The 21,218-nt window shown below is 44.7% G+C and carries 19 protein-coding genes; 2 read left to right on the forward strand and 17 right to left on the reverse strand.

The genetic code is table 11. The annotated features are described in order from the left end of the window. Positions 1–10 precede the first annotated feature (10 nt). The 4 genes from dnaX to OCU38_RS07970 all read right to left on the reverse strand — a co-directional run bounded on the left by dnaX (position 11) and on the right by OCU38_RS07970 (position 4,732). Positions 11–2,182 (reverse strand): DNA polymerase III subunit gamma/tau, encoded by a 2,172-nt coding sequence (gene dnaX / locus OCU38_RS07955; RefSeq protein ID WP_261822658.1) that lies wholly within the window; start codon positions 2,180–2,182, stop codon positions 11–13. 25 nt (positions 2,183–2,207) lie between these two features. Then, the gene (apt, locus tag OCU38_RS07960) at positions 2,208–2,753 is read right to left on the reverse strand and encodes an adenine phosphoribosyltransferase (protein ID WP_261822659.1); all 546 of its coding nucleotides are present in this window, start codon (positions 2,751–2,753) and stop codon (positions 2,208–2,210) included. 414 nt (positions 2,754–3,167) lie between these two features. Next, positions 3,168–3,587, reverse strand: coding sequence for a YbaN family protein (locus OCU38_RS07965; RefSeq protein WP_261822660.1), 420 nt, complete (start codon positions 3,585–3,587; stop codon positions 3,168–3,170). Positions 3,588–3,661: 74 nt separating this feature from the next. After that, a complete protein-coding gene (locus OCU38_RS07970; protein ID WP_261822661.1) occupies positions 3,662–4,732 on the reverse strand; it encodes a response regulator in 1,071 nt (356 codons plus the stop codon). A gap of 218 nt (positions 4,733–4,950) precedes the next feature. Here OCU38_RS07970 and OCU38_RS07975 point away from each other — a divergent pair, with 218 nt between their 5' ends. Continuing rightward, entirely contained in the window at positions 4,951–5,826 is an 876-nt protein-coding gene (locus OCU38_RS07975; RefSeq protein WP_040890039.1) for a LysR family transcriptional regulator, read from the forward strand. 190 nt (positions 5,827–6,016) lie between these two features. On the opposite strand, the gene purF is transcribed toward OCU38_RS07975, so the two are convergent. From purF to fabB, 10 genes are all read right to left on the reverse strand, one after another. After that, positions 6,017–7,534, reverse strand: a complete 1,518-nt coding sequence (purF, locus tag OCU38_RS07980) for an amidophosphoribosyltransferase (RefSeq protein ID WP_021712645.1) — start codon at positions 7,532–7,534, stop codon at positions 6,017–6,019. Positions 7,535–7,555: 21 nt separating this feature from the next. Next, on the reverse strand, positions 7,556–8,053 hold the full coding sequence (locus OCU38_RS07985) for a CvpA family protein (RefSeq protein ID WP_021712644.1): 498 nt from the start codon (positions 8,051–8,053) through the stop codon (positions 7,556–7,558). A 63-nt stretch (positions 8,054–8,116) separates the two neighbouring features. Continuing rightward, the gene (locus OCU38_RS07990) at positions 8,117–8,731 is read right to left on the reverse strand and encodes an SPOR domain-containing protein (RefSeq protein WP_261822662.1); all 615 of its coding nucleotides are present in this window, start codon (positions 8,729–8,731) and stop codon (positions 8,117–8,119) included. Next, positions 8,721–9,995 (reverse strand): bifunctional tetrahydrofolate synthase/dihydrofolate synthase, encoded by a 1,275-nt coding sequence (gene folC / locus OCU38_RS07995; RefSeq protein ID WP_261822663.1) that lies wholly within the window; start codon positions 9,993–9,995, stop codon positions 8,721–8,723. The genes OCU38_RS07990 and folC overlap by 11 nt, the downstream gene beginning before the upstream one ends. A gap of 41 nt (positions 9,996–10,036) precedes the next feature. Next, entirely contained in the window at positions 10,037–10,960 is a 924-nt protein-coding gene (accD, locus tag OCU38_RS08000; RefSeq protein WP_023402770.1) for an acetyl-CoA carboxylase, carboxyltransferase subunit beta, read from the reverse strand. Between the two features lie 174 nt (positions 10,961–11,134). Further along, positions 11,135–11,920 carry a tRNA pseudouridine(38-40) synthase TruA gene (gene truA / locus OCU38_RS08005; protein ID WP_261822664.1) on the reverse strand — a complete coding sequence of 262 codons (786 nt, stop codon included), beginning with the start codon at positions 11,918–11,920 and terminating at the stop codon, positions 11,135–11,137. 68 nt (positions 11,921–11,988) lie between these two features. Next, complete coding sequence (locus OCU38_RS08010) at positions 11,989–13,710, reverse strand: FimV/HubP family polar landmark protein (protein ID WP_390625258.1); 1,722 nt, start codon at positions 13,708–13,710, stop codon at positions 11,989–11,991. A gap of 228 nt (positions 13,711–13,938) precedes the next feature. Next, entirely contained in the window at positions 13,939–14,952 is a 1,014-nt protein-coding gene (locus OCU38_RS08015; RefSeq protein WP_021712638.1) for an aspartate-semialdehyde dehydrogenase, read from the reverse strand. Beyond that, positions 14,949–16,082: a 4-phosphoerythronate dehydrogenase gene (locus OCU38_RS08020; protein ID WP_261822666.1), complete on the reverse strand. Its 1,134-nt coding sequence runs from the start codon at positions 16,080–16,082 to the stop codon at positions 14,949–14,951. Before OCU38_RS08020 ends, OCU38_RS08015 begins: the two co-directional genes overlap by 4 nt. Positions 16,083–16,203: 121 nt before the next feature. Then, positions 16,204–17,415: a beta-ketoacyl-ACP synthase I gene (gene fabB / locus OCU38_RS08025; protein ID WP_261822667.1), complete on the reverse strand. Its 1,212-nt coding sequence runs from the start codon at positions 17,413–17,415 to the stop codon at positions 16,204–16,206. 119 nt (positions 17,416–17,534) lie between these two features. Here fabB and mnmC point away from each other — a divergent pair, with 119 nt between their 5' ends. After that, positions 17,535–19,607: a bifunctional tRNA (5-methylaminomethyl-2-thiouridine)(34)-methyltransferase MnmD/FAD-dependent 5-carboxymethylaminomethyl-2-thiouridine(34) oxidoreductase MnmC gene (mnmC, locus tag OCU38_RS08030; RefSeq protein ID WP_261822668.1), complete on the forward strand. Its 2,073-nt coding sequence runs from the start codon at positions 17,535–17,537 to the stop codon at positions 19,605–19,607. A 73-nt stretch (positions 19,608–19,680) separates the two neighbouring features. On the opposite strand, the gene OCU38_RS08035 is transcribed toward mnmC, so the two are convergent. From OCU38_RS08035 to OCU38_RS08045, 3 genes are all read right to left on the reverse strand, one after another. Further along, positions 19,681–20,208: an NADPH-dependent FMN reductase gene (locus OCU38_RS08035; RefSeq protein WP_261822669.1), complete on the reverse strand. Its 528-nt coding sequence runs from the start codon at positions 20,206–20,208 to the stop codon at positions 19,681–19,683. Between the two features lie 147 nt (positions 20,209–20,355). Further along, positions 20,356–20,622 (reverse strand): YfcL family protein, encoded by a 267-nt coding sequence (locus tag OCU38_RS08040; RefSeq protein WP_261822670.1) that lies wholly within the window; start codon positions 20,620–20,622, stop codon positions 20,356–20,358. Between the two features lie 3 nt (positions 20,623–20,625). Continuing rightward, a complete protein-coding gene (locus OCU38_RS08045; RefSeq protein ID WP_261822671.1) occupies positions 20,626–21,153 on the reverse strand; it encodes an elongation factor P hydroxylase in 528 nt (175 codons plus the stop codon). Positions 21,154–21,218 lie beyond the last annotated feature (65 nt).

The following is a 21,218-nucleotide window of genomic DNA, read 5'->3' on the forward strand; positions in this document are numbered from 1 at the left end:
CATTTCAACCCTAAATTGGGCGAACACTCTCTCTATCAAGCTCAGCTGAAAAGCGAGCTTCAATAAATTTGATGTGCTCGTCGTTTTCTAAACTTTCAAACGCCTTTTCTAGCTTGGCATGATACAAAATTTCACGCAGTTCAAGTGGTGTTTGACCTTGCTCGTCTACCTGAACGCTAATCGCACGCTGTTGCCCTGTCACAGCAGTCAGTGCTGACGCGAGTTCGTGGCGTGACTTTTCACTATCAAGGTGTTTTTGACTTGCTCTTAAATGTAGCACTATGCCACTGTCATTTTCTTCATAATGAGAATTTAAGGCCAACTGTTCGACCAGTTTTGCAGTGTTCAATTTGGCAATCAGTGCGCTCCAACTGTCTTTTTCTACAGACTCGTTAAGCAGCTTCTCCACCATTTCAGGTGTTTTTTCATGCTCTAAGGCTTTTTTAAGTAAAGCGGGCGTTAAGCTCGGCTTTTTTTCCTCTGGCTGAAAGGTTTCTGATGCTTGCCATTGATACGGCTGATTACTGGTATCCACTTGTTGCTGCAACACTGACTGTGACGGTGCTTTAGGCGGGTGTTGTTGTGTCACACGCTGTAAAACACTTTCTTTTTTTCTGGTCGGTGTTGCTTCACCCTTTTTTACGTTGCTATCACCTTGTGTCGCTTGTGTCGATGACTTGCTTTGTCGTTTAGAGCGAAGTTGATGACGAAGGCCGACTAGTGAGCTTTTTGTTCCTTCACTGGCAGGTTGGCTTGACTCGCCGTGACTCGCCGTAGGCGCACTTGTTTGTGCTACATCCACTGGAGTCGTGTTTGTTGAAGACAAGCTAACCTGTTGTGAGCTTGTTTGCTCATTAGGCACACTACGAGTCACATGAGGCGCCTGCTCGTGCATATTTGACGCATGTGGCGCTCTATTAGCCATTGGGCTTGCAGCTGGCTTAGGCGTTACCGCAGGTGCTTGCTCCATCGCTTTTTTAGCTTGCTGTATTGGAGACGGTCTTTCCATCGCTGGAGCAACATCAACAATAGGCAGTGACTGTAACGGCGCAGCAGGTGCATGACTTGCTGTTGAAATGGTATTGGCCGCCGGTTTTTCCACAGGACTAAACGCGAGCATACGCAACAAGGTCATTTCTACGCCAGCGCGCTCTGTTGGGGCAATAGATAACTCTTTGCGTCCCTTCAAAGCAATTTGGTAGTACAGCTGAACGTCTTGCGGAGATATTTCTGTCGCAAGGTGCTGTACTCGCTCTGCATCTAAATGAGAGGCATCTAGCGTAGCAGGTAAGGCTTGATACATGGCAATGCGATGCAACTGCATGGAAAGCTTTTGTAGCAACCCATCCCAATCAACGCCATTGTTTGCCAGTTGCTCTAAGGCATCAAGGCTTGCTGATGCTTGGCGCTTGATAATGGCTTCAATAAGATACAGGGCTTGTTCGCTATCTAGCGTGCCGAGCATTCTTGATACTTGCTCGGTAACCACCGAACCATTGCCAAGAGCAATCGCTTGATCTGACAAACTTAATGCATCACGCATACTGCCATCAGCGGCATGCGCGAGCATACCTAGCGCACGCTCTTCTCGCGCTACGCCCTCTTGTTCCAGTACATGATCCAATTGCTGCTGAATATTTTCAACGCTAATCGGCTTCAAATGAAACTGCAGACAGCGAGATAAAATAGTAACCGGCAGTTTTTGTGGATCTGTGGTCGCTAACAGGAACTTCACATACTCAGGTGGCTCTTCGAGCGTTTTAAGTAGCGCATTGAAGCTGTGCTTAGACAACATGTGTACTTCATCAATCAGGTACACTTTAAAGCGTCCCCGAGCCGGTTTGTACTGCACGTTGTCTAAAAGATCGCGAGTGTCTTCAACCTTAGTTCGAGACGCTGCATCTATCTCTAGCAAATCAACAAAACGTCCCTGATCGATTTCGATACAGCTCTGACATTGACCGCATGGCGTAGAAGTAATGCCCGTTTCGCAGTTCAGACCTTTGGCAAGCAAGCGACCTATGGTCGTTTTACCTACGCCGCGAGTACCACTTAATAAATAAGCGTGGTGAAGTCGATTCTGATCAAGAGCATTTTCTAACGCCGTTAAAACGTGCTCTTGTCCAACAACTTCCTTAAATTGCTTAGGTCGCCACTTACGCGCTAACGCTAAATAACTCATTAATTATCCTGATAGGGCTTGTAAATTAGTGTCCGTCAAACTCACATAGGCTGAATACTTCAATGCCCATTTTTTCGATACGTTTATCACCGCCAATTTCTGGAAGGTTGATAACGAAAGCCGCATGTTCTACCACGCCGCCCAGTTGACGAATCAGCTTAGTGGTCGCTTCAATCGTGCCACCTGTGGCAAGCAAATCGTCTACAACCAACACTTTGTCGCCTTCAACAATCGCATCGGTATGAATTTCTAATACGTCTGTGCCGTATTCTAATTCATAAGATTGAGAAATCGTTTCTCTTGGCAATTTACCTGGCTTACGCACTGGCACAAAACCAATGCCTAGCTCTAGCGCTAAAGGAGCACCAAACAAGAAACCGCGGGCTTCTGTACCAACAATTTTAGTAAAACCCATACCTTGATAACGTTCAATGAACATTTCAATAGTGGCTTTATAAGCGGCGGCGTCTTCCATCAAACTGGTGACATCACGGAATAAGATGCCTGGTTTTGGGTAATCAGTGATGCTTTTAATACTTGCTTTAACCAAAGCTTGCTTTTCAATATTCATAGTTATTCTTACTGTTTATCTCAGTGCCTAACCATTACAAACTTATCTAAATTCACATTTTGTTCGAGTCATAGTATTAACCAAATCCTATTGCGATTCAGTCATGCTCTAACGTATTAATTAGCTGTGTTGATTTAGATTTACGATTAGGTTGGGTTAATTGATATCAATCTAATGCAAGGGTTAATTATTGCTCAATCAGATTGATTTTATACCAATCGTACTAAATAACTGTTCATTCTAGCTTGTTAAAATGCTCGATAACGGCGTTAGAATTTTTGATTGTAGAATAACTACTTATCGAAAAATTCTGCCTTGTTCTCGAGCATTTTTCCTGCGCTAGCTCTGATCACTTACTTAGTGTGATTGGTATTAGTGGAAGTCATATTAGTGAGTTTATCAATTTTGAGCAAGTTACTCTTTGGGGTAACTCAAGTTTTCACTGCTTGATGGCTCAGGGGCGTCAGGTAATCGTCTGATCATGATGAATAATACCAGCATAAGCAGTACTAACATCCCTTTAATCCACACTATAGGTGCCAAATAAATAGAGAAGGAGAAGCTGATTAACATCATTAGGTAGGCTTTTCGTTTAATCGAAGGTCGCATGCTTCTATTTTGCTGCCAATTATCAATCATAGGCCCAAAGGTTGGGTGCGCTCTTAATTTGCGATTTAAGCGTGGAGAGGCTCGCATAAAACAAGCGCTGGCCAATAACACAAACGGAGTGGTTGGCAACAGAGGCAGTATAATCCCTAGGATACCCAATAGTAGGCTCAGTACCCCAAAGACGATTAAAAAAACTCTTTTTATAGAGGTCCCTGCACTATTCACCAAGTTTATGTCCGCGTTAACTCAAAGCATTAAGCGGAAGAGTATCTGAAGTCGCCGGAAAAAAGAAGCAGATCCTATGACTCTTTTCCTTCGATAACGATTTGACAGTTAGCGTGAGGTAAGCCGCTCAATCTAAATGTATTTTTACCCGTTCGCGATAGCGAAAGAGACTGCTGAACAAAAGCGCCCTCTTCTCCTAAGCTAATTTTTGAAGACAGTGGCATCAACTTGCCTTGAGTTTCCGGCGCACTCCACACACCATCAAGTCCAGCGTTAAGCAGTTGCAACTCTTGATTGGGAAAGTTTGCCAACCCGATAATGGCGTTAATCGGTTCACCGTATTCTGCGTAACGAATGCCTTTGTTTAAAGTACTGACCAGATCCTGAATGTGGAACACCTGCCCTTCTTGGCTGCGAATGTAATCGTTAAACAAGGCTCTGATTAGCAAAGTGGTTGAAACTCCGTATTGCTCACTAGAATCGGTATCCAAAATATAAAACAAGAACTGACCATTCATGCTCCATGCGTAATCGTAGACCAAGGGCATGCTTTCCAGACTTTGCAACACACGAAAATGACAATCCCATACCCCTTGACTGGTTTTTGCTTCCGGTACTAGCGCTTGTAATAGTTCTCGAGAAATTGCGGGATGATTGTGCAAATACTCTAAATGCCAGTGTAATTCTTGATCTTCAGGCAATTCGCCCTGTTGATTTAACTGAAACCATTGACTGGTGAAATCTCGACCAATATCCACGGAATCTCTGGCTTCCGAGAGGGTACTTTCGACCGTTTTGAGCAAATGAGTGGGATTTACTATCGGCTTAGTAACAAAATCTTTAATTCCAAACTTGAGGGCTTTGGCAACAACTGATATTTTGTCGGTGCCGGAAATAACGATCATTGGCAAAGACGGATATTGGTGGCTGACTTCTTCGACAAATTCGATTCCATCTAGTACAGGCATTTCTATGTCGCAGATCACTAGATCTGGAACTTGTTTAGCCAGATGTTGCAGTCCAACCAAACCATTATCTGCTTCAAAGACGCGATAATTTTTTGCCTTTAATAGCGAGCTTACTAATTTCCTAAATACGATATCGTCATCTAGAATTAGTACATCTCCGGCTTGTTTTTCAATCATTTGCGGTTCCACTACTATGCTTTGTACGTGCACTTTACGCTCTTTAAGTCTACCTATTTAGCTATAACATTAGATGTCCGTTGAAATAATAACAAAGATAAATCACTTATTTTAACGACAAATTGTGTAAACTGATTGATAATAAACACTTAATCACCTGGCCCATTGGGTTTACCCCCTCATATAAGTGAGTGCATATCTAGATCATGAAAGACACAATGAAACTTGATGACCTCAATCTGTTCCGCCAAGTCGTGGAGCATGGAAGCTATACAGCTACGTCACGCGCAACTCGAATTCCGGTTGCAACTATCACTAGACGCATACAAGCATTGGAAGATGCTATCGACTTACGACTGTTGAATAGACACGCTCGCAAATTGACGCTAACAGAAGCAGGACAACGCTTTTATGAGCAATGTGGTCCATTACTCAAACAACTCTCTAGTTCTGCTGTAGAGCTTGGTGAAGAGTGCAGAGGAGCCGCAGGTCGCCTACGTGTTTCTTCTCCAGCTAACTTAACTAAGCGTATGTTAATGCCTCTTATTGAAGGGTTCATGACCACTTACCCTGATATTCAAATAGACCTTAACATGACCAACAGAGCGGATGAGCTTGACCCTACTGAATGGGACATGATTTTCCGAGTTGGCCCACAGCGCGATTCAAACCTAATCGCAAGAAAGCTGACAGAAGTAAAAGATATTTTAGTGGCTAGCCCTGACTACCTAAAATCGAACACCGCTTCTTTACAACACGCCGAAGATCTTTCCGGTCACTCTTTGCTAAAAGGCTTGCCTTTGACTCATTGGTCTCTGGTGAACGTTCACGGTGAAACGGTAGTGAACAAAGAGAAAGGTAAGTTAGAAGCTTCCGATCTCAACGTAGTACGACACGCTTGTTCTTGTGGCGTAGGTATTGCCCTAGTGCCTGATGTTATGGTTGACCATCACATCGAAAATGGTGGCCTTGTACAAGTGCTTCCAGAGTGGACGGCTAACCCTCGTGATATCTTTATGCTATACAACCATAAAGACCATATCCCTGAGAAAACACGTTTGTTCATCGATTACATCAGAGATTACTTCAATTAATTGTCCGCGATGAAGTTCCATCTCCATCGCAGCTGATATTGAATCACCACTGATATAAAAAGGCTCAGCAATGCACAATTGCTGAGCCTTTTTGTTATCAGTCATTCTATCAAACATAAAAAAACCAGCAGCCTAAGCCACTGGTTTATTGTTCTGTTTGCGAATACTTAGAACTAGAAAGCGAAAGAGCTTAAGCGCCTTCGTTATACATTTCCAAGTTAGCAAGATCTTGGGCAATGTTTTGCTCAAGTTTGGCATCATCTGAACGAAGTGAATCTAGGAAATCCAGATACTTCTGATCCACATCACCAGTCACGTATTGACCGCTAAATACCGATGTTTCAAAGGTATTGATATCAGGGTTACCTAGGCCAACCGCTGAGACTAAATCTTCAATGGATTGGAACATCAGGCCATCAGCGCCAATCAGTGCTGAAATTTCATCTACTTCACGTCCGTGGGCAATTAACTCGTTAGCACTTGGCATGTCGATGCCATATACGTTCGGGAAACGAACCTCAGGAGCCGCTGATACGATGTAAACCTTGTTTGCACCAGAATCACGCGCCATTTCGATGATTTGCTCAGACGTTGTACCGCGAACAATAGAGTCATCAACAAGTAATACGTTTTTGCCTTTGAACTCAGAGCGAATAGCATTGAGCTTACGACGTACTGATTTCTTACGTTGTTGCTGACCTGGCATGATAAAGGTACGACCAACATAACGGTTTTTCACAAAACCTTGGCGGTATGGCTTATCAATAATTTGCGCAATTTGCAGTGCGATATCACACGATGTTTCAGGGATTGGGATAACCACATCGATATCCAAATCACTCCATTCGCGTTTGATTTTCTCACCCAACTTGTTACCCATTTCAACGCGAGCGCTGTAAACAGAGATCTTGTCGATAAATGAATCAGGACGAGCAAAGTAAACGAATTCAAAGATACATGGATTCAATTGTGGGTTGTGCGCACATTGCTGTGTGTACAGCTGACCATCAAAGGTAATGTAAACCGCTTCACCAGGAGCTACATCACGCATGAAGTCGAAACCGACAGCATCTAGCGCTACAGACTCAGAAGCTACCATGTACTCAGTAGCGCCTTCGACTTCACGTTTACCTAAACAAAGTGGACGAATGCCGTTTGGATCGCGGAAAGCCACCATGCCGTGACCAATGATCATTGCCGTAACGGCGTACGCACCACGAATCGTTTGGTGTACACGCTCTACCGCATCAAACACGTCTTTCTCAGTAATATTAAAGGTTTTGGTCATATCAATGTTATGAGCCAATACATTCAATAGTACTTCTGAATCAGAAGTGGTGTTTACGTGACGACGGTCTTTCTCAAATAGGTTCTGACGCACTTCGGCAGCATTGGTAAGGTTACCGTTGTGCGCTAGCGTAATACCAAAAGGTGAGTTTACGTAGAAAGGTTGAGCTTCTGAAGCACTTGAGCTTCCTGCGGTTGGGTAGCGAACATGCCCAATTCCCACGTTACCTTGTAAGCGTTGCATGTGTTTTACTTCAAACACATCCTTAACCAAGCCGTTCGCTTTACGTAGACGAAAACGATTGCTATTTATGGTAACAATACCCGCTGCATCTTGGCCACGATGCTGCAAAACCGTAAGCGCATCATAAATCGATTGATTAACAGGAGTTGTGCCTACAATTCCAACAATACCACACATGTCTAAACCCTCAGTATTGGTTTAAGCTTTACCCACGCCGGATAAAAAGCTTGACGTTTCTTTAAGATGTTCGAAAAACGGTGCGATCAGACGACTAAACTCTGGGATCAACTGCGATTGGCGCCACCAGTCGGCATTTGAAAGACTGGTGAATGCATCCATAAAGAACAGTACGGCAGCGACGATAAGTACGCCACGTAAAGTACCAAATACAACTCCAAGCACGCGATCTGTACCTGACAAACCGGTCTTTTGCACTAATTGGGCGATGGTGTAATTGATTACAGCACCAACAACCAATGTTGCAACAAACAAAGCGGCTACCGCAGCTCCGTTTCGAATCATATTGTCTTGGATGTTTGTAAAGTACACCGCGAGTTTTGTGTAATATTGACTGGCAATAAAAAAGGCGCCAAACCAAATCACTAAAGACAGGGCTTCCTTAACAAAACCTCGTACCAAGCTGATCAGCGCAGATAAGCCGATCACACCTAAAATAGTAAAATCTATCCAATTCATGAGCTTTACTTCCTCATGCTGGCGCGCATTCTAACAGAAAAATGCGCGACGCAAACGTTTTCTTTATGGTTTTAGTGGCTTAAATGTCTGAATCTGACCATTTGCGCCAAGCAGTTTATTTAGTTTCGGCAGTTCCGCTTCCAGTTTTGAACGAGAAACATCTGGCCCTACAATTACGCGATAAAAGTTATTCGCTTTCACCACACTGGCTCGATAACCGCTTTTTTGCAGATCTTTTGCCATCTTCTCAGCGTTTTCAGCATTTCTTAATGAAACCAGCTGAATAATCCATGCACTGTCTTGATAGTGATTGCGTTCGACAACTTTATGCTCCTTCACTTTCACCACTTCTGGTTTATGTTTGGTTACATGTTTAGTCGTGTGCTTCGGCGCTGCTTTGGCTTCGTGTTTCACTTCAGCTGTGTGCTGTGCTTTTGACGCGCTGTGATCAGGAATCACTTCTTCAACTGGCTCAGGAGGTAACGAAACGTCTTCTTCGACCGGATTTAGAACTTCAAACGATTCTACTTCTGACTCAAGTTGAGGCTTGATAGGAATAGCGACGGTTTCTTCTTGATAGTGCGATTTTTCACCGTCTAATATATCAGGAAGTACAATTACCCCTACTGCAACCAGTACTATGGTACCGACTAAGCGACTTTGAAATTTACTCGCCATTGTTTCTCCTTGTTTGCCAGTGCTCTAACACGGCCCCTACGGTAAAAAATGAACCCATGACGACGACAACATCATCTTCGCCAGCATCGCAAAGTGCCTGTTCAAAGGCCGCGACAGGGTTATCATAAGCTTTGGTGCCTTGAGCAAGGTATTGGCATAGCTCTTGTGCTGATGCCGCGCGTGGGCCTTCTAGAGAGGCTGGATACCAATGCTCTGTGCAATCCGATAATACATTCAGCGTTGATGCCACATCTTTGTCATGCAACATACCAATCACAGCGCGAATTTTCTTTTGTGGATAACGTTGCTGCAGTTGAGCAACTAAATATTGTGCAGAATGTGGATTGTGCGCCACATCCAAAATCAGTGTTGGCTGCTGTGATAAAACCTGCATTCTTCCGGCTAATTGAGCCTTGTTAAGCCCATTAACGATATTCACATCGGTCAGATCTAATTCAGAGACACCCAATGCCATCAATGCCGTGGCGGCGTTAGCAAGTGGCAAGTTTGGTTTAGGCAGGTCTTTGACATCAAAACTGCCTGACTGCCAATCCCACAGTGTGCCGTGTTCTTGGTATGAATACTGGTAGCCCACTTGGTACAACTTAGCGCCAATATCATCAGCGTGCGCGGCAACGGTCATCGGCGCATCAGGTTGACCACAGATCGCCGGTTTGCCTGAGCGGAAAATGCCCGCTTTCTCAAAGCCAATCACATTGATGTCATCACCAAGCCAATCAACGTGATCAATGGCAAGGCTAGTAATCACACTCACATCATGATCAACAATGTTAGTGGCATCTAAGCGTCCGCCTAAACCCACTTCCAGCAGTACCACATCCACTTTTTGTTCTTGGAACAAATGCAAAGCCGCTAGTGTTGCGTATTCAAAGAAACTTAAACTGATCTCGCCGCGCAGTGCTTCAATGGCGCAAAATGCCGAGACGTGCTGCGCATCATCGAGTTCTTGCCCATTAATGCGAACGCGTTCGTTATAACGAATCAAATGCGGAGAGCTGTAAACACCGACGCTGTAACCAGCATCAAGCAATATGGCTTCCATGATGGCGCAAGTAGAACCTTTGCCATTTGTTCCGGCAACGGTAATCACTTTAGGTGCAGGCTTAGTTAAGCTTGGGGTCGCTTTTTGAGCAACTTGAGAAATGCGATCAAGACCAAGGTCAATAGCACTGGTATGAATGGATTGTAAATAATCAAGCCACACCTTAAGGGATGATGTGGCTTGTGGGATATATGGACTCATCAATCTATTAAACGCTAAAACTGTAGATAATGAGTACTGTACTATTTTTCTGGCGCTACGGGTACTTCGTATTCAGCCTCTTTTGAGCCTTTATTCCCAGAAGTCGCTAGAGGTGTTGGATAATTAGTCATTTTTGCAACTAAGTTACCTACACACTGACGCATTTCACGGCGATCAACAATCATATCAATTGCGCCATGCTCAAGTAAGAACTCACTGGTTTGGAAGCCTTCGGGTAAGTCTTCACGAACCGTTTGCTCGATAACGCGACGACCTGCAAAACCGATAACCGCACGCGGCTCACCGATGTTGATGTCACCTAGCATAGCAAAACTTGCAGAAACGCCACCCATAGTCGGATCGGTCATTACTGAGATAAACGGTAGACCTTTCTTAGAAAGACGCTCTAGTGCAGCACTGGTTTTAGCCATTTGCATCAAAGACATCAACGCCTCTTGCATGCGAGCACCACCACTGGCAGAGAAACACACCATGCCACAGTTGTTTTCGATGGCAGCATCAACTGCGCGAACAAAACGTGCGCCCACAACCGAACCCATAGATCCGCCCATGAACTTAAATTCCATCGCACACGCCACGATAGGCATGTCGTTTAAAGTCCCTTTCATCGCAATCAAAGCATCTTTTTCGCCACTGCTCTTTTGGTAAGCAACGATACGATCTTTGTAACGCTTGGTGTCTTTAAATTTTAGTTTATCTTTAGGCTCTAATTCTGCGCCTAGTTCTTCACGGCCGTCCGCATCTAAAAAGCTGTCAAGGCGCATACGAGCAGAAATGCGCATGTGATGGTCACATTTAGGACACACTTCTAAATTACGCTGTAGCTCAGCTTGGTATAAAACTTGTTCACAAGAGGTACATTTCGTCCATACACCTTCTGGAACATTCGCCTTGCGAGACGGTGAAATACTGCTTTTATTGAAAATCTTCTCAAGCCAACTCATGAAAGACCTTTTTCATTAAGCTCTCGCCCCAAAGGCAAGAGGTTGATAATTTGCAAGGATTAAACCATAGATCTACTCAAGTGTAGATAAAAAACTGGTTGTACCTATCCCTTAATACTTAATTATGACAATAAAATGACGCCAAATTGATGCTAAGTTTGCTTTTGGTCACACTTATTCAGGTAGAAACAACGGACCCATTGGATATTCTGGTATAGCAAATTCATCCGGGTAATCGACTCTCACCAAATATAATCCATGTGCTTTTGCCGTTGCACCTGCCAATGTGCGATTTTTCTGTGCTAACAACCACTCAATCCACTCAACTGGCTGTTCGCCACGCCCTACCACCAACAAACTGCCGACAATATTACGTACCATATGGTGCACAAACGCATTCGCCTTAATATCCACTACGATATATTGGCTATGACGTGTGACATTAATGTGCATCATATTACGAAATGGGCTTAGCGATTGGCAATGAGCCGCTCTAAACGAGCTGAAATCATTCTCACCGAGTAGAGATTGCGCCGCTTGATGCATTTTTTCAACATCAAGGTCGCCGTGATAATGACTGACGCCTTTTGCCAAAATTGCAGGGCGTAATGAATGGTTGTAGATAACGTAACGGTATCGTCTTGCGGTCGCACTAAAACGAGCGTGAAAATCTTCAGAGACTTCGGTTGCCCAGCGCACCGCAATGTCGCTTGGCATATTGGCATTAACGCCCATTTGCCACGCCACCATTTTACGAGAAGCAGTAGTATCAAAATGAACCACTTGTCCGGTGCCGTGTACGCCGGCATCGGTACGACCAGCACATTGAACCTCAACTGGATGATTCGCTACTATCGATAATGCTTTTTCTAAACGCCCCTGAACAGAGTCAAAATCGTTTTGTCTTTGCCAGCCATAGTATTTTGCACCATCGTATTCGATGCCAAGTGCGATTCTCATCAGAAACAATCCAGTTAGAAATTAGGGTCGGCAGTATAAACGAAGCGTTTAACGGTCTCAATTTCTTATTATGAATGAATCGAATCTAGTAGTTTTTGTGCACGTTGCTGTTGATGTTCATTACCCTTATCAATGACATCGCGCAGTAACTTACCCGCATGATTCAAATCATTCATTTGAATGTACACAGAAGCTAAATCTATCTGACTTGAAAGCTCACCTTCTACGTCAACATCTTTAAGCTCAACATTGCCGATCACATCTGGGAACTCTTCTAGCCCGACTCTCAGATCCAGCTCTTCGTCATCAGGGTTAGTGACAGGTTCGGCATCTGCTTCAGCGATCACTTCATCGATAGATTTATAGGGAGTTGTAGACTCTGGATCTTCTTGTGCTAGCTCTGCTGATTCCGATATCGCGTCATCATTTCCTGTAGCAACCACCGGTTTTTCAAGAGTGGAGTTACTCTCTGCGACTGCATCACCTAAATCTAGATCATCTTCTGCTAACAGTGCTAACGCTTCTTTTTTAGCATCCGCAAGCGCTTCTCTTTCGCCATATTCAGGCAAATCCGCGACGTTTACGATCTCATCGAGATGAGATTCTTGCTCTGTAGACTCATCACTATCGCCATCAGAATCCGTGTTGTCTGGGGTAGCCGTCTCACCTGTAACTTTAACCGCTAAGATTTTATCCAGCTCTTGCTCAAACTCTTTATCCAGTGGGTTAACCGTACTTTGCGCCATCTGCGCTCGAGCAGGCATTTCAATAGCGGCGTCTGATGCTTGACCATCATCGCCTTGTTCTTGAACGTCTTGCGCTTCGGTATTTTCTTCTGACGATGCCACAACGGTTGCGATAGGTTCTACATTTTCAATTTCAGGGTCGTTATCGCCTTTCACGCTTGGCACTGGGTTTAACGCCTTTGGCTCTGTAGGCTCTTTACCAATTTGCGGAACCGGTCTGACGGATAAGGTCATTTTGATGATAAGTAGCATGATAAGCGCTGTTACAGCGGCCGATAGCGCCACAATCACCCATACATTGGTCAATAAACTTGAATTTGGTGCAGGCGCAGGAAGATTGGCATTTTCTGCTTTTAAAGTTTGCTCTGCGGCGGCGCGGCGCTGGGTTTCTAAATCGAGTTGACCTTTTAATTGCACGACATCAGTACGAATTGAGCCTAATGCTTGCAGAAGATCTTGGTTATTTTGGCGTAATGAGCTGAACTCTTGCTGTGAGGATTGTAATTGTTGCTGCAAAAATTCGATTTGCTTTTGCTGTATTTGACGCGCGCCTAAATCTTCTACATTAATTTTAGTCGGCGCATTGTCTTGAGCAATTTTGGCTAAATAGCTGGGCTTTTTCGCATGAATTTTTAATAAGCGCACTGCCTCAGCGACACTCTGTTTATCAATTTCAGCATCGGTTGGCAAAGTGATGATACTGCCCGGTTTGAGCAAGTGGATGTTTCTATCTTCAAAATCCGCTAAGTTATTTTTGTAGATAGCCAAGATCACTTTATAAACCGATTGCTGCTCGCTGGTTCTTACGGTTTGCCCTATCGACCATAAAGTTTCATCAATAGCGGTGGGGCCGTAAGTGCGCTGGCTAGAGAGTTTATTTTGATCTCGATTGAGCTTAGTTCCGTCTAGCGAATCAGGAACAATATAAGTAGGAACGGCTTGCAAATGACCACTTGGGCCGACAAGACGGATGTCTTCTGCATGTGCCACGATAGAAACACACAAACACGCAATTACAATAAGAGTACGACGATACAATTCCATTTGAGTTCGCAACTAGATTTCCCTTAAGCGGTGAATAGTATTAATTTGCTAAAGTTTTGCGCAAAAGACAACTATAGGATGATTATTTACATCAAAAATGTGCCTAAAATTGGATTACGGGTCAAGTAGTGGTTCTTGAGTTACCAAAAATAGAAAAGCCATTAGTCAGTCACCTAACTAATGGCTTTTTTGTTAAAACAATAATTGGCAATTAACGGCTTTTAATATTTAAAAGTAATCACGAATTAATAGTTCTGCAATTTGTACAGCGTTAGTCGCCGCGCCTTTACGCACGTTATCTGCGACAACCCACATGTTTAGGCCGCTGTGATGGCTAATATCATTACGGATACGTCCTACCATGACATGATCTTTACCGCCTGCGTCACGAACTTGAGTTGGGAAATCTTGACCGTGGAACACTTCAATGCCGTCGGTTTGCTCAAGTAACTGCACCGCTTGCTCTGCATCAATCGGGGCACGCGTTTCTAGGTGTACCGCTTCAGCATGACCATAGAATACAGGCACACGAACACACGTTGGGTTCACCATGATAGAAGGGTCATTAAAGATTTTCTGGGTTTCCCAAACCATCTTCATCTCTTCTTTGGTGTAACCGTTATCCATAAAGGTATCGATTTGTGGAATACAGTTAAACGCAATTTGCTGTGAGAACGCTTCCGCTTCTACAGGTCGACCGTTTAATAGCTTCGCCGTTTGGCCTGCAAGCTCATCAATGCCCGCTTTACCCGCACCCGCCACTGACTGGTAAGTCGATACGTTAATGCGCTCAATACCCACTTCATCATGGATAGGCTTCAATGCCACTAGCATTTGAATGGTAGAACAGTTTGGGTTTGCAATGATGTTGCGGTTACGAAACTCGGCAATGGCTTCAGGGTTGACTTCAGGCACTACTAGCGGCACATCGTAGTCGTAACGGAACTGTGACGTATTGTCGATAACTACTACGCCTTCATCTGCGGCAATAGGAGCCCATTTTTCAGACAATTCACTGCCCGCTGAAAATAGCGCAATGTGCACTTGAGACCAATCGAACTCCGCCACGTCTTGTACTTCAATACTTTTGCCGTCAAAGCGGTAAGTTTTACCCTTACTGCGTTCACTGGCCAGTAGATGCAGTTCGCCAATCGGAAACTCTCTTTCTTTTAGAACGTCTAAAAGTGTTTCACCGACAGCGCCTGTTGCGCCTAAAATGGCTACATTAAATTGTTGACTCATTGACCTACCTCTACCTTAAATCCTAGCTCTTGCAAGGGTTGCAAATTACAAGACGCATCGCCTGTTAGCGTCACCGCACCATATTCACGGCGGTCCCAATACTCTTTACGCATCTTATCAAATGCCCCTGTTTTACCGATTTCGCGGCGAAACAGTGCATCGTCTTTGCGCACATCATAAATCAATTGCGTGAGGTTGTGCAGTGTTGCTTCGTCCCACTGGCGTGATAAATGCATTTTTGGTACGGGAGCGGTCGGCAATAACTCATCGGCGCCCACTGCTAATGGGCTGTTAATGTGCTGGCAAAATGAATTAAAGATCATGGTTGTGCCGCGCGCTTTACCCTCTAAACCGTAGCCCGCAACATGCGGAGTAGCAAACGCAAGCAGTGGCAATAACTCCAAGTCCACTTCTGGCTCAAATTCAAACACGTCCAATACCGCAGTAAAACCATCGTTAAGTTGTAAACGCTGTTTTAGGGCTTGGTTATCCACCACAGGACCGCGAGCGGCATTAATTAAAATCTGCTCAGGTCGCATTGCTTGTAAACGCTTGCTATCAATTAAGTGATGGGTTGGGTATTCACCGTCTCGCGTAATTGGCGTGTGCAGAGAAATCACATCACTGCGCTCAAGTAGTTCATTTAGTGGCGTAAATTGACGTGGGTCGCCTTCGGCTTCTTTTAACGGGTCATTGATTAACACTTGAATGCCAATGCCTTGCAGACATTTTGCTAAATAACTGCCTACCTGCCCTGCACCGATAATACCCACGGTTTTATCAAAAATTGAGAAACCTTGTTGCTGAGCCAGTACCATTAACGATGAAATCACGTATTCCGCCACGCCAACCTTGTTACAGCCCGGTGCATGCGTATACGCCACACCTTTGTCTTGTAACGCTTGCTGATCAAGGTGGTCATAACCTGCGGTGGCGGTGCCGACAAATTTCAGTTTGTTGGCTTTTTCCAGCAATGCTTGATTGACCTTAGTGACGGAGCGAATCATTAGCGCGTCTACGTCCACTAAGTCGTCAGCACTGATTGTGCGTCCCGATAAGGCGACAACCTCACCCAACTTGCCAAACAGTTCTTTGGCATACGGCATATTTTCATCAATTACGATTTTCATTGGTAATACTTCAGCTGATTTGAATAAGTAACAGAATAATCATAAACAAAAGACCCGACAAGCAATGCCTGTCGGGTCTCATTATTTATGTGCTTTTTTGTATTTAATTGAGCCTAAAGGATTAACCTTCGTACTTTTTAAATACCAATGTTGCGTTAGTGCCGCCAAAGCCGAAGCTGTTTGACATTACAGTTTTCAGTTCTTGGTCGCGTTTTTCAGTCACGATATCAAGACCTGCTGCCGCTTCATCTAGCGTTTCGATGTTGATGCTTGGTGCAACAAAACCGTGCTCTAGCATTAATGCGGTGTAGATAGCTTCGTGTACGCCTGCAGCGCCTAGTGCGTGACCTGTCATCGCTTTAGTCGCTGAAATTGCAGGGCTGTTACCGCCAAAGACTTCTTGGATAGCGCCAAGCTCTTTCACATCACCTACAGGAGTTGATGTGCCGTGCGTGTTCACGTAATCCACAGAATCTACGTTTTGCAGTGCCATCTTCATACAACGTACTGCGCCTTCACCTGATGGAGCCACCATATCGTGACCATCTGAGTTTGCGCCGTAGCCAACAAGTTCACCGTAAATCTTAGCGCCACGAGCAAGTGCATGCTCTAGCTCTTCGACAACCATCATACCGCCGCCACCAGAGATAACGAAACCGTCACGGTTTGCATCATAAGTGCGTGATGCGCGAGTTGGCTCATCGTTGTATTTAGTTGATAGTGCGCCCATAGCGTCAAACATCATAGACATGCTGTAATCCAGTTCTTCACCGCCACCAGCAAAGACCACGTCTTGTTTGCCAAGTTGGATAAGCTCCATCGCGTGACCGATACAGTGAGCTGAAGTTGAACATGCAGAACTCATTGAGTAGTTCACGCCTTTAATTTTAAACGGCGTTGCCAAACAAGCGGATACAGTAGAACCCATTGTACGAGTGACCATGTATGGACCCACTCGTTTAACGCTTTTTTCTCTTAGAATATCAACTGCTGCCACTTGGTTTAGAGACGATGCACCGCCAGAACCGGCTACGATACCAGTGCGTTCGTTAGACACCTGCTCAGGAGCCAAACCAGAATCAGCAATTGCTTGCTCCATAGAAATGAACGCATACGCCGCAGCATCACCCATGAAACGCATTTGTTTACGGTCAATGTGTTCCGCTGGATTGATCTTCAAGCTACCCCAAACCTGTGAACGTAGCCCTTTTTCTTTAAATTGTTCTGAGGCTTCGATACCAGATTTGCCAGCTTTTAGAGACTCTAGTACTTCTTCGACGTTGTTACCGATACTGGAAACAATACCCATACCAGTGATCACGACTCGTTTCATGTGACATTCCTATAATTCAAATTTTCCGCTAGATAATACCTAGAAAGAGCGGATCAAGTGGTCAGCTTTCCTAGATATTTGTACAATCACTTCAGTTAACGTCTCATTCTATGATCTATATGCCAAAAATTAAACACGCTCAACTCGATTGGAATGACTCCGGAACCCCGGTATCAGAGCAATTCGATGATGTCTACTTCTCGAACAACGATGGTCTTGCTGAGACTCGTTATGTGTTTCTCACCCAAAATCAACTGCCTGTTCGCTGGCCAACGTTCAACCAATCCCGTTTTGTTATTGCGGAAACTGGCTTTGGCACAGGGCTAAACTTTCTCGCAGTCTGGAAAGAGTTTGAGTTATTTAGAGCGCAATATCCACAAGCGCCCCTCACTCAACTGCATTTTATCAGCTTTGAAAAATACCCTGTCACATTAAATGATCTGCAACAAGCGCATAAAGCGTGGCCAGAGCTAGAGAAATATGCGACCGAATTACAGCAGCACTACCCTATGGCGCTTTCTGGGTGCCATCGCCTGATTCTTGCTGATGGCGCTATCACTTTAGACCTATGGCTGGGGGATATCAAAGATAATCTTCCCGATGTTCCGACTCCCAATGATGGGATTGTCGATGCTTGGTTCTTAGATGGCTTTGCGCCGAGTAAAAACCCCGAGATGTGGAATCAAGATCTGTTCAACGGTATGGCGAAGCTGGCAAAACAAGATTGTACCGTTGCCACCTTTACTGCGGCAGGATTTGTGCGTCGAGGATTAATTGAAGCAGGCTTTGATATGGGCAAAGCTAAAGGCTTTGGGCATAAGCGCGATATGATTGTCGGTAGCATGCGCGACAAACAGCCGTACAGCAATATTTTGCCTCACTTTGCCCGCGAGCCTCTGACGTCTGTCCTTGATTCAAACACGACCGAAAAATCAGTCGATAATATTGCGATTATTGGCGGCGGTGTCGCCAGTGCTTGCCTTGCCTACTCTTTAGTGCAAAAAGGCGCACAAGTGACACTGTATTGCCAAGATGAGCAACTGGCTCAGGGCGCATCCGGCAATCGACAAGGGGCGCTGTATCCGCTGTTAAACAGCGAGCACAACGCTGTGTCTCAAGTCTTTGCGAATGGTTTTGTGTTTGCGCGCCAATTCTATGACCAAGTGGCGGCTAAAGTCAGCTTTGATCATGACTGGTGCGGCGTTACCCAACTATTTTGGAATGAAGCGGAGCAAACCAAGCTATCGCGCATTGTGCAAGGGCAATATCCACTGGAATTAGTCAGCCAATTAAACCCAGAACAAACTACGCAAACTATCGGACTTGATTGCTCGTACAGTTCGGTACTGTATCCGCAAGGCGGCTGGCTATCACCCTCACAATGCACGCAAGGGATCATTAAGTTTCTTGCCCAACAGCAACAGTTAACGTTAAAACAGCCGTGTAAAGTGACCCATTTAGAGCAAAATGAGCAAGGTTGGTTAGTCACCAGTCAGCAAATGGACGAACAAACAAGCGAGCAAAATAGTCAACAGCAATACACTGCGGTAGTGATTGCAAATGGGCACAGTTTTGACGAATTTACGCAAGCTCAGTCTATTCCCCTTGGCAAAGTAAAAGGGCAAGTGAGCCATATTCCTACGACAACTCAACTGCAAAAACTGAATACTGTATTGTGTTACGACGGCTACTTAACGCCAAAAAGCCCGCTAGACCAGCACTGCATTGGCGCAAGCTACGACAGTCGCGATCACAGCACCGATTACAATGAGCAGCACCAACAGCAAAATGCCGCAAAATTACAACAGTGCCTACCTGATCAAGAATGGCCGACTGAGGTTGATGTGAGTGCTAAAGATGCAAGACAAGGCATACGCTCTGTTTCTAGAGATCATCTGCCGTTTATCGGCAATGTTGGTAAATTTGCAGACATAGTCACCCAATACGCGAATTTAAGTCCGCAGAAAAAAATACCTGCAACCACAGTTAGCCAATATTCAAATCTATTTTGCTTAATTGGTCTTGGTTCTAGGGGCTTAACTTCAGCGCCATTAAGCGCCGAAATCTTGGCTTCACAAATGCTGGGGTATCCATTACCTATGCCTGCCTCAATCTTGAATGCCTTGCATCCAAGTCGCATGTGGGTACGAAAACTGATCAAAGGTAGACCTCTGGCTAAGCCAGTTAAATAAGCAATCTGTAACACCAACAATATGGGCCCATAAAGGGCCCATTATTTTTAGCGAAAATTAGCTACACCCAAAACTAAGCGATGAGCTTACTTAGCGCGTCCATCACTTGTTGCTGTAACTGCGCGTCTTTAAATTCATTCTTCTGCACATCAAATGCATCGTAAAAACTAGGTACGGATAACGAGGCTTTCACATCCGCACCAAAATAAGGGGCAGAAGCCACGGCAGTCGCCAATACAGATTTAGCACCGCCTGGGCCAGGTGATGTCGCCATATACATCACAGGTTTGTTTTGAAATACATTGCGTTCTATGCGCGTCGCCCAATCAAATAAGTTTTTGTAGGCGGCGGTATAACTGCCGTTGTGCTCGGCAAAAGAAACAATAATGGCATCGGCTCGGCCCAGTTTAGCCAGCAACTTTTTCGCTGACTCAGAGTGCCCGAGCTCTTTTTCAGTATCTTCACTAAAAATCGGCGCGGGATAATCTATAAGATCAAGCACTTCAATATCGGCGTTCACTAGTTGATGAGCGGCGTATGAAGCCAGCGTTTTATTGATTGAAGTTGAGCTGGTACTGGCGGCAAAGGCGATAATTTTCATAACTAATTCCCTGTTATTTCCCTATTAGAGTGCGCGTCTTGCATTAAAAAAATGCTGTGACTCCTATCTGAATCACAGCATATTCATATACTTTCCCAACATACTAACTAATCAGCATTGAGTCAGCATTAGTAGCAAAAAGTTAGACTAAACCAATGCTTTCGATAAACCATGCCACATGTCAGCCACAATAACGCGATCCGCTGGCGTTAGCTCTGATTGTGCATCGGCAAGGCTTTGTTCAATTTTTTGTTTAAACACAGCAACATCCGTTACCGCTTCGTATTCACAGTCAGCCGCAGCTAAAGAGATATGACCACGTAAATAGCCACCCGCAAACAGCTCGTCATCCGACGCAGTGGCAACGGTTTGGTCAATCGTGTCAAGTAACTGTTCTTCGAGTTGTAAAATCATGGTTCAAAGTACCTTAAAATCTTCTTGAGTAAGTGGCGGGACGCGATAAAAATCCCGAAGCGCATTAGAAAGCATCTCAACCCTAGTTGGCAAGCCTTTCTCTAAAATATCGATAACCTCTTGATGAACCTTGTTCGTAAAACCTAATCTATCCGGTTCAAAATCTCCGCTTAGGTTGTCACAACTAACTTGGAAACGAAACCCTGCACTTTGTGCCAATATCCATTCATACGCTTGCGGGCGGATCTCGACCACTTCAAATTGCGCTTGGGTGTTGGCATCACGACCATCAGGTTCATACCAATAGCCAAAATCTTCAAGCAATCGTCGCTTTGGCCCCGCTACACACCAATGCGCAATTTCATGTAAAGCTGAAGCATAAAAACCTCGCGCAAAAATGATGCGGTGATACGCAAACTCATCGTCTGCTGGAAGATAGATGGGCTCGTCTCCCCCTAACACCAATCGAGTGTTAAAAGAGTCATAGAAAGTATTATCAAAGATAGTAATAAGGTCGTTATAGTCGTGCATGGGAAAATCTTACAGAAAGGAAAGAGGAACGGGCGGAGAATTAAGAGCGCTGAATGCCGATGTTA

It is taken from the genome of Vibrio neonatus, assembly GCF_024346975.1.
GTDB classification, from domain to species: Bacteria; Pseudomonadota; Gammaproteobacteria; order Enterobacterales; family Vibrionaceae; genus Vibrio; species Vibrio neonatus.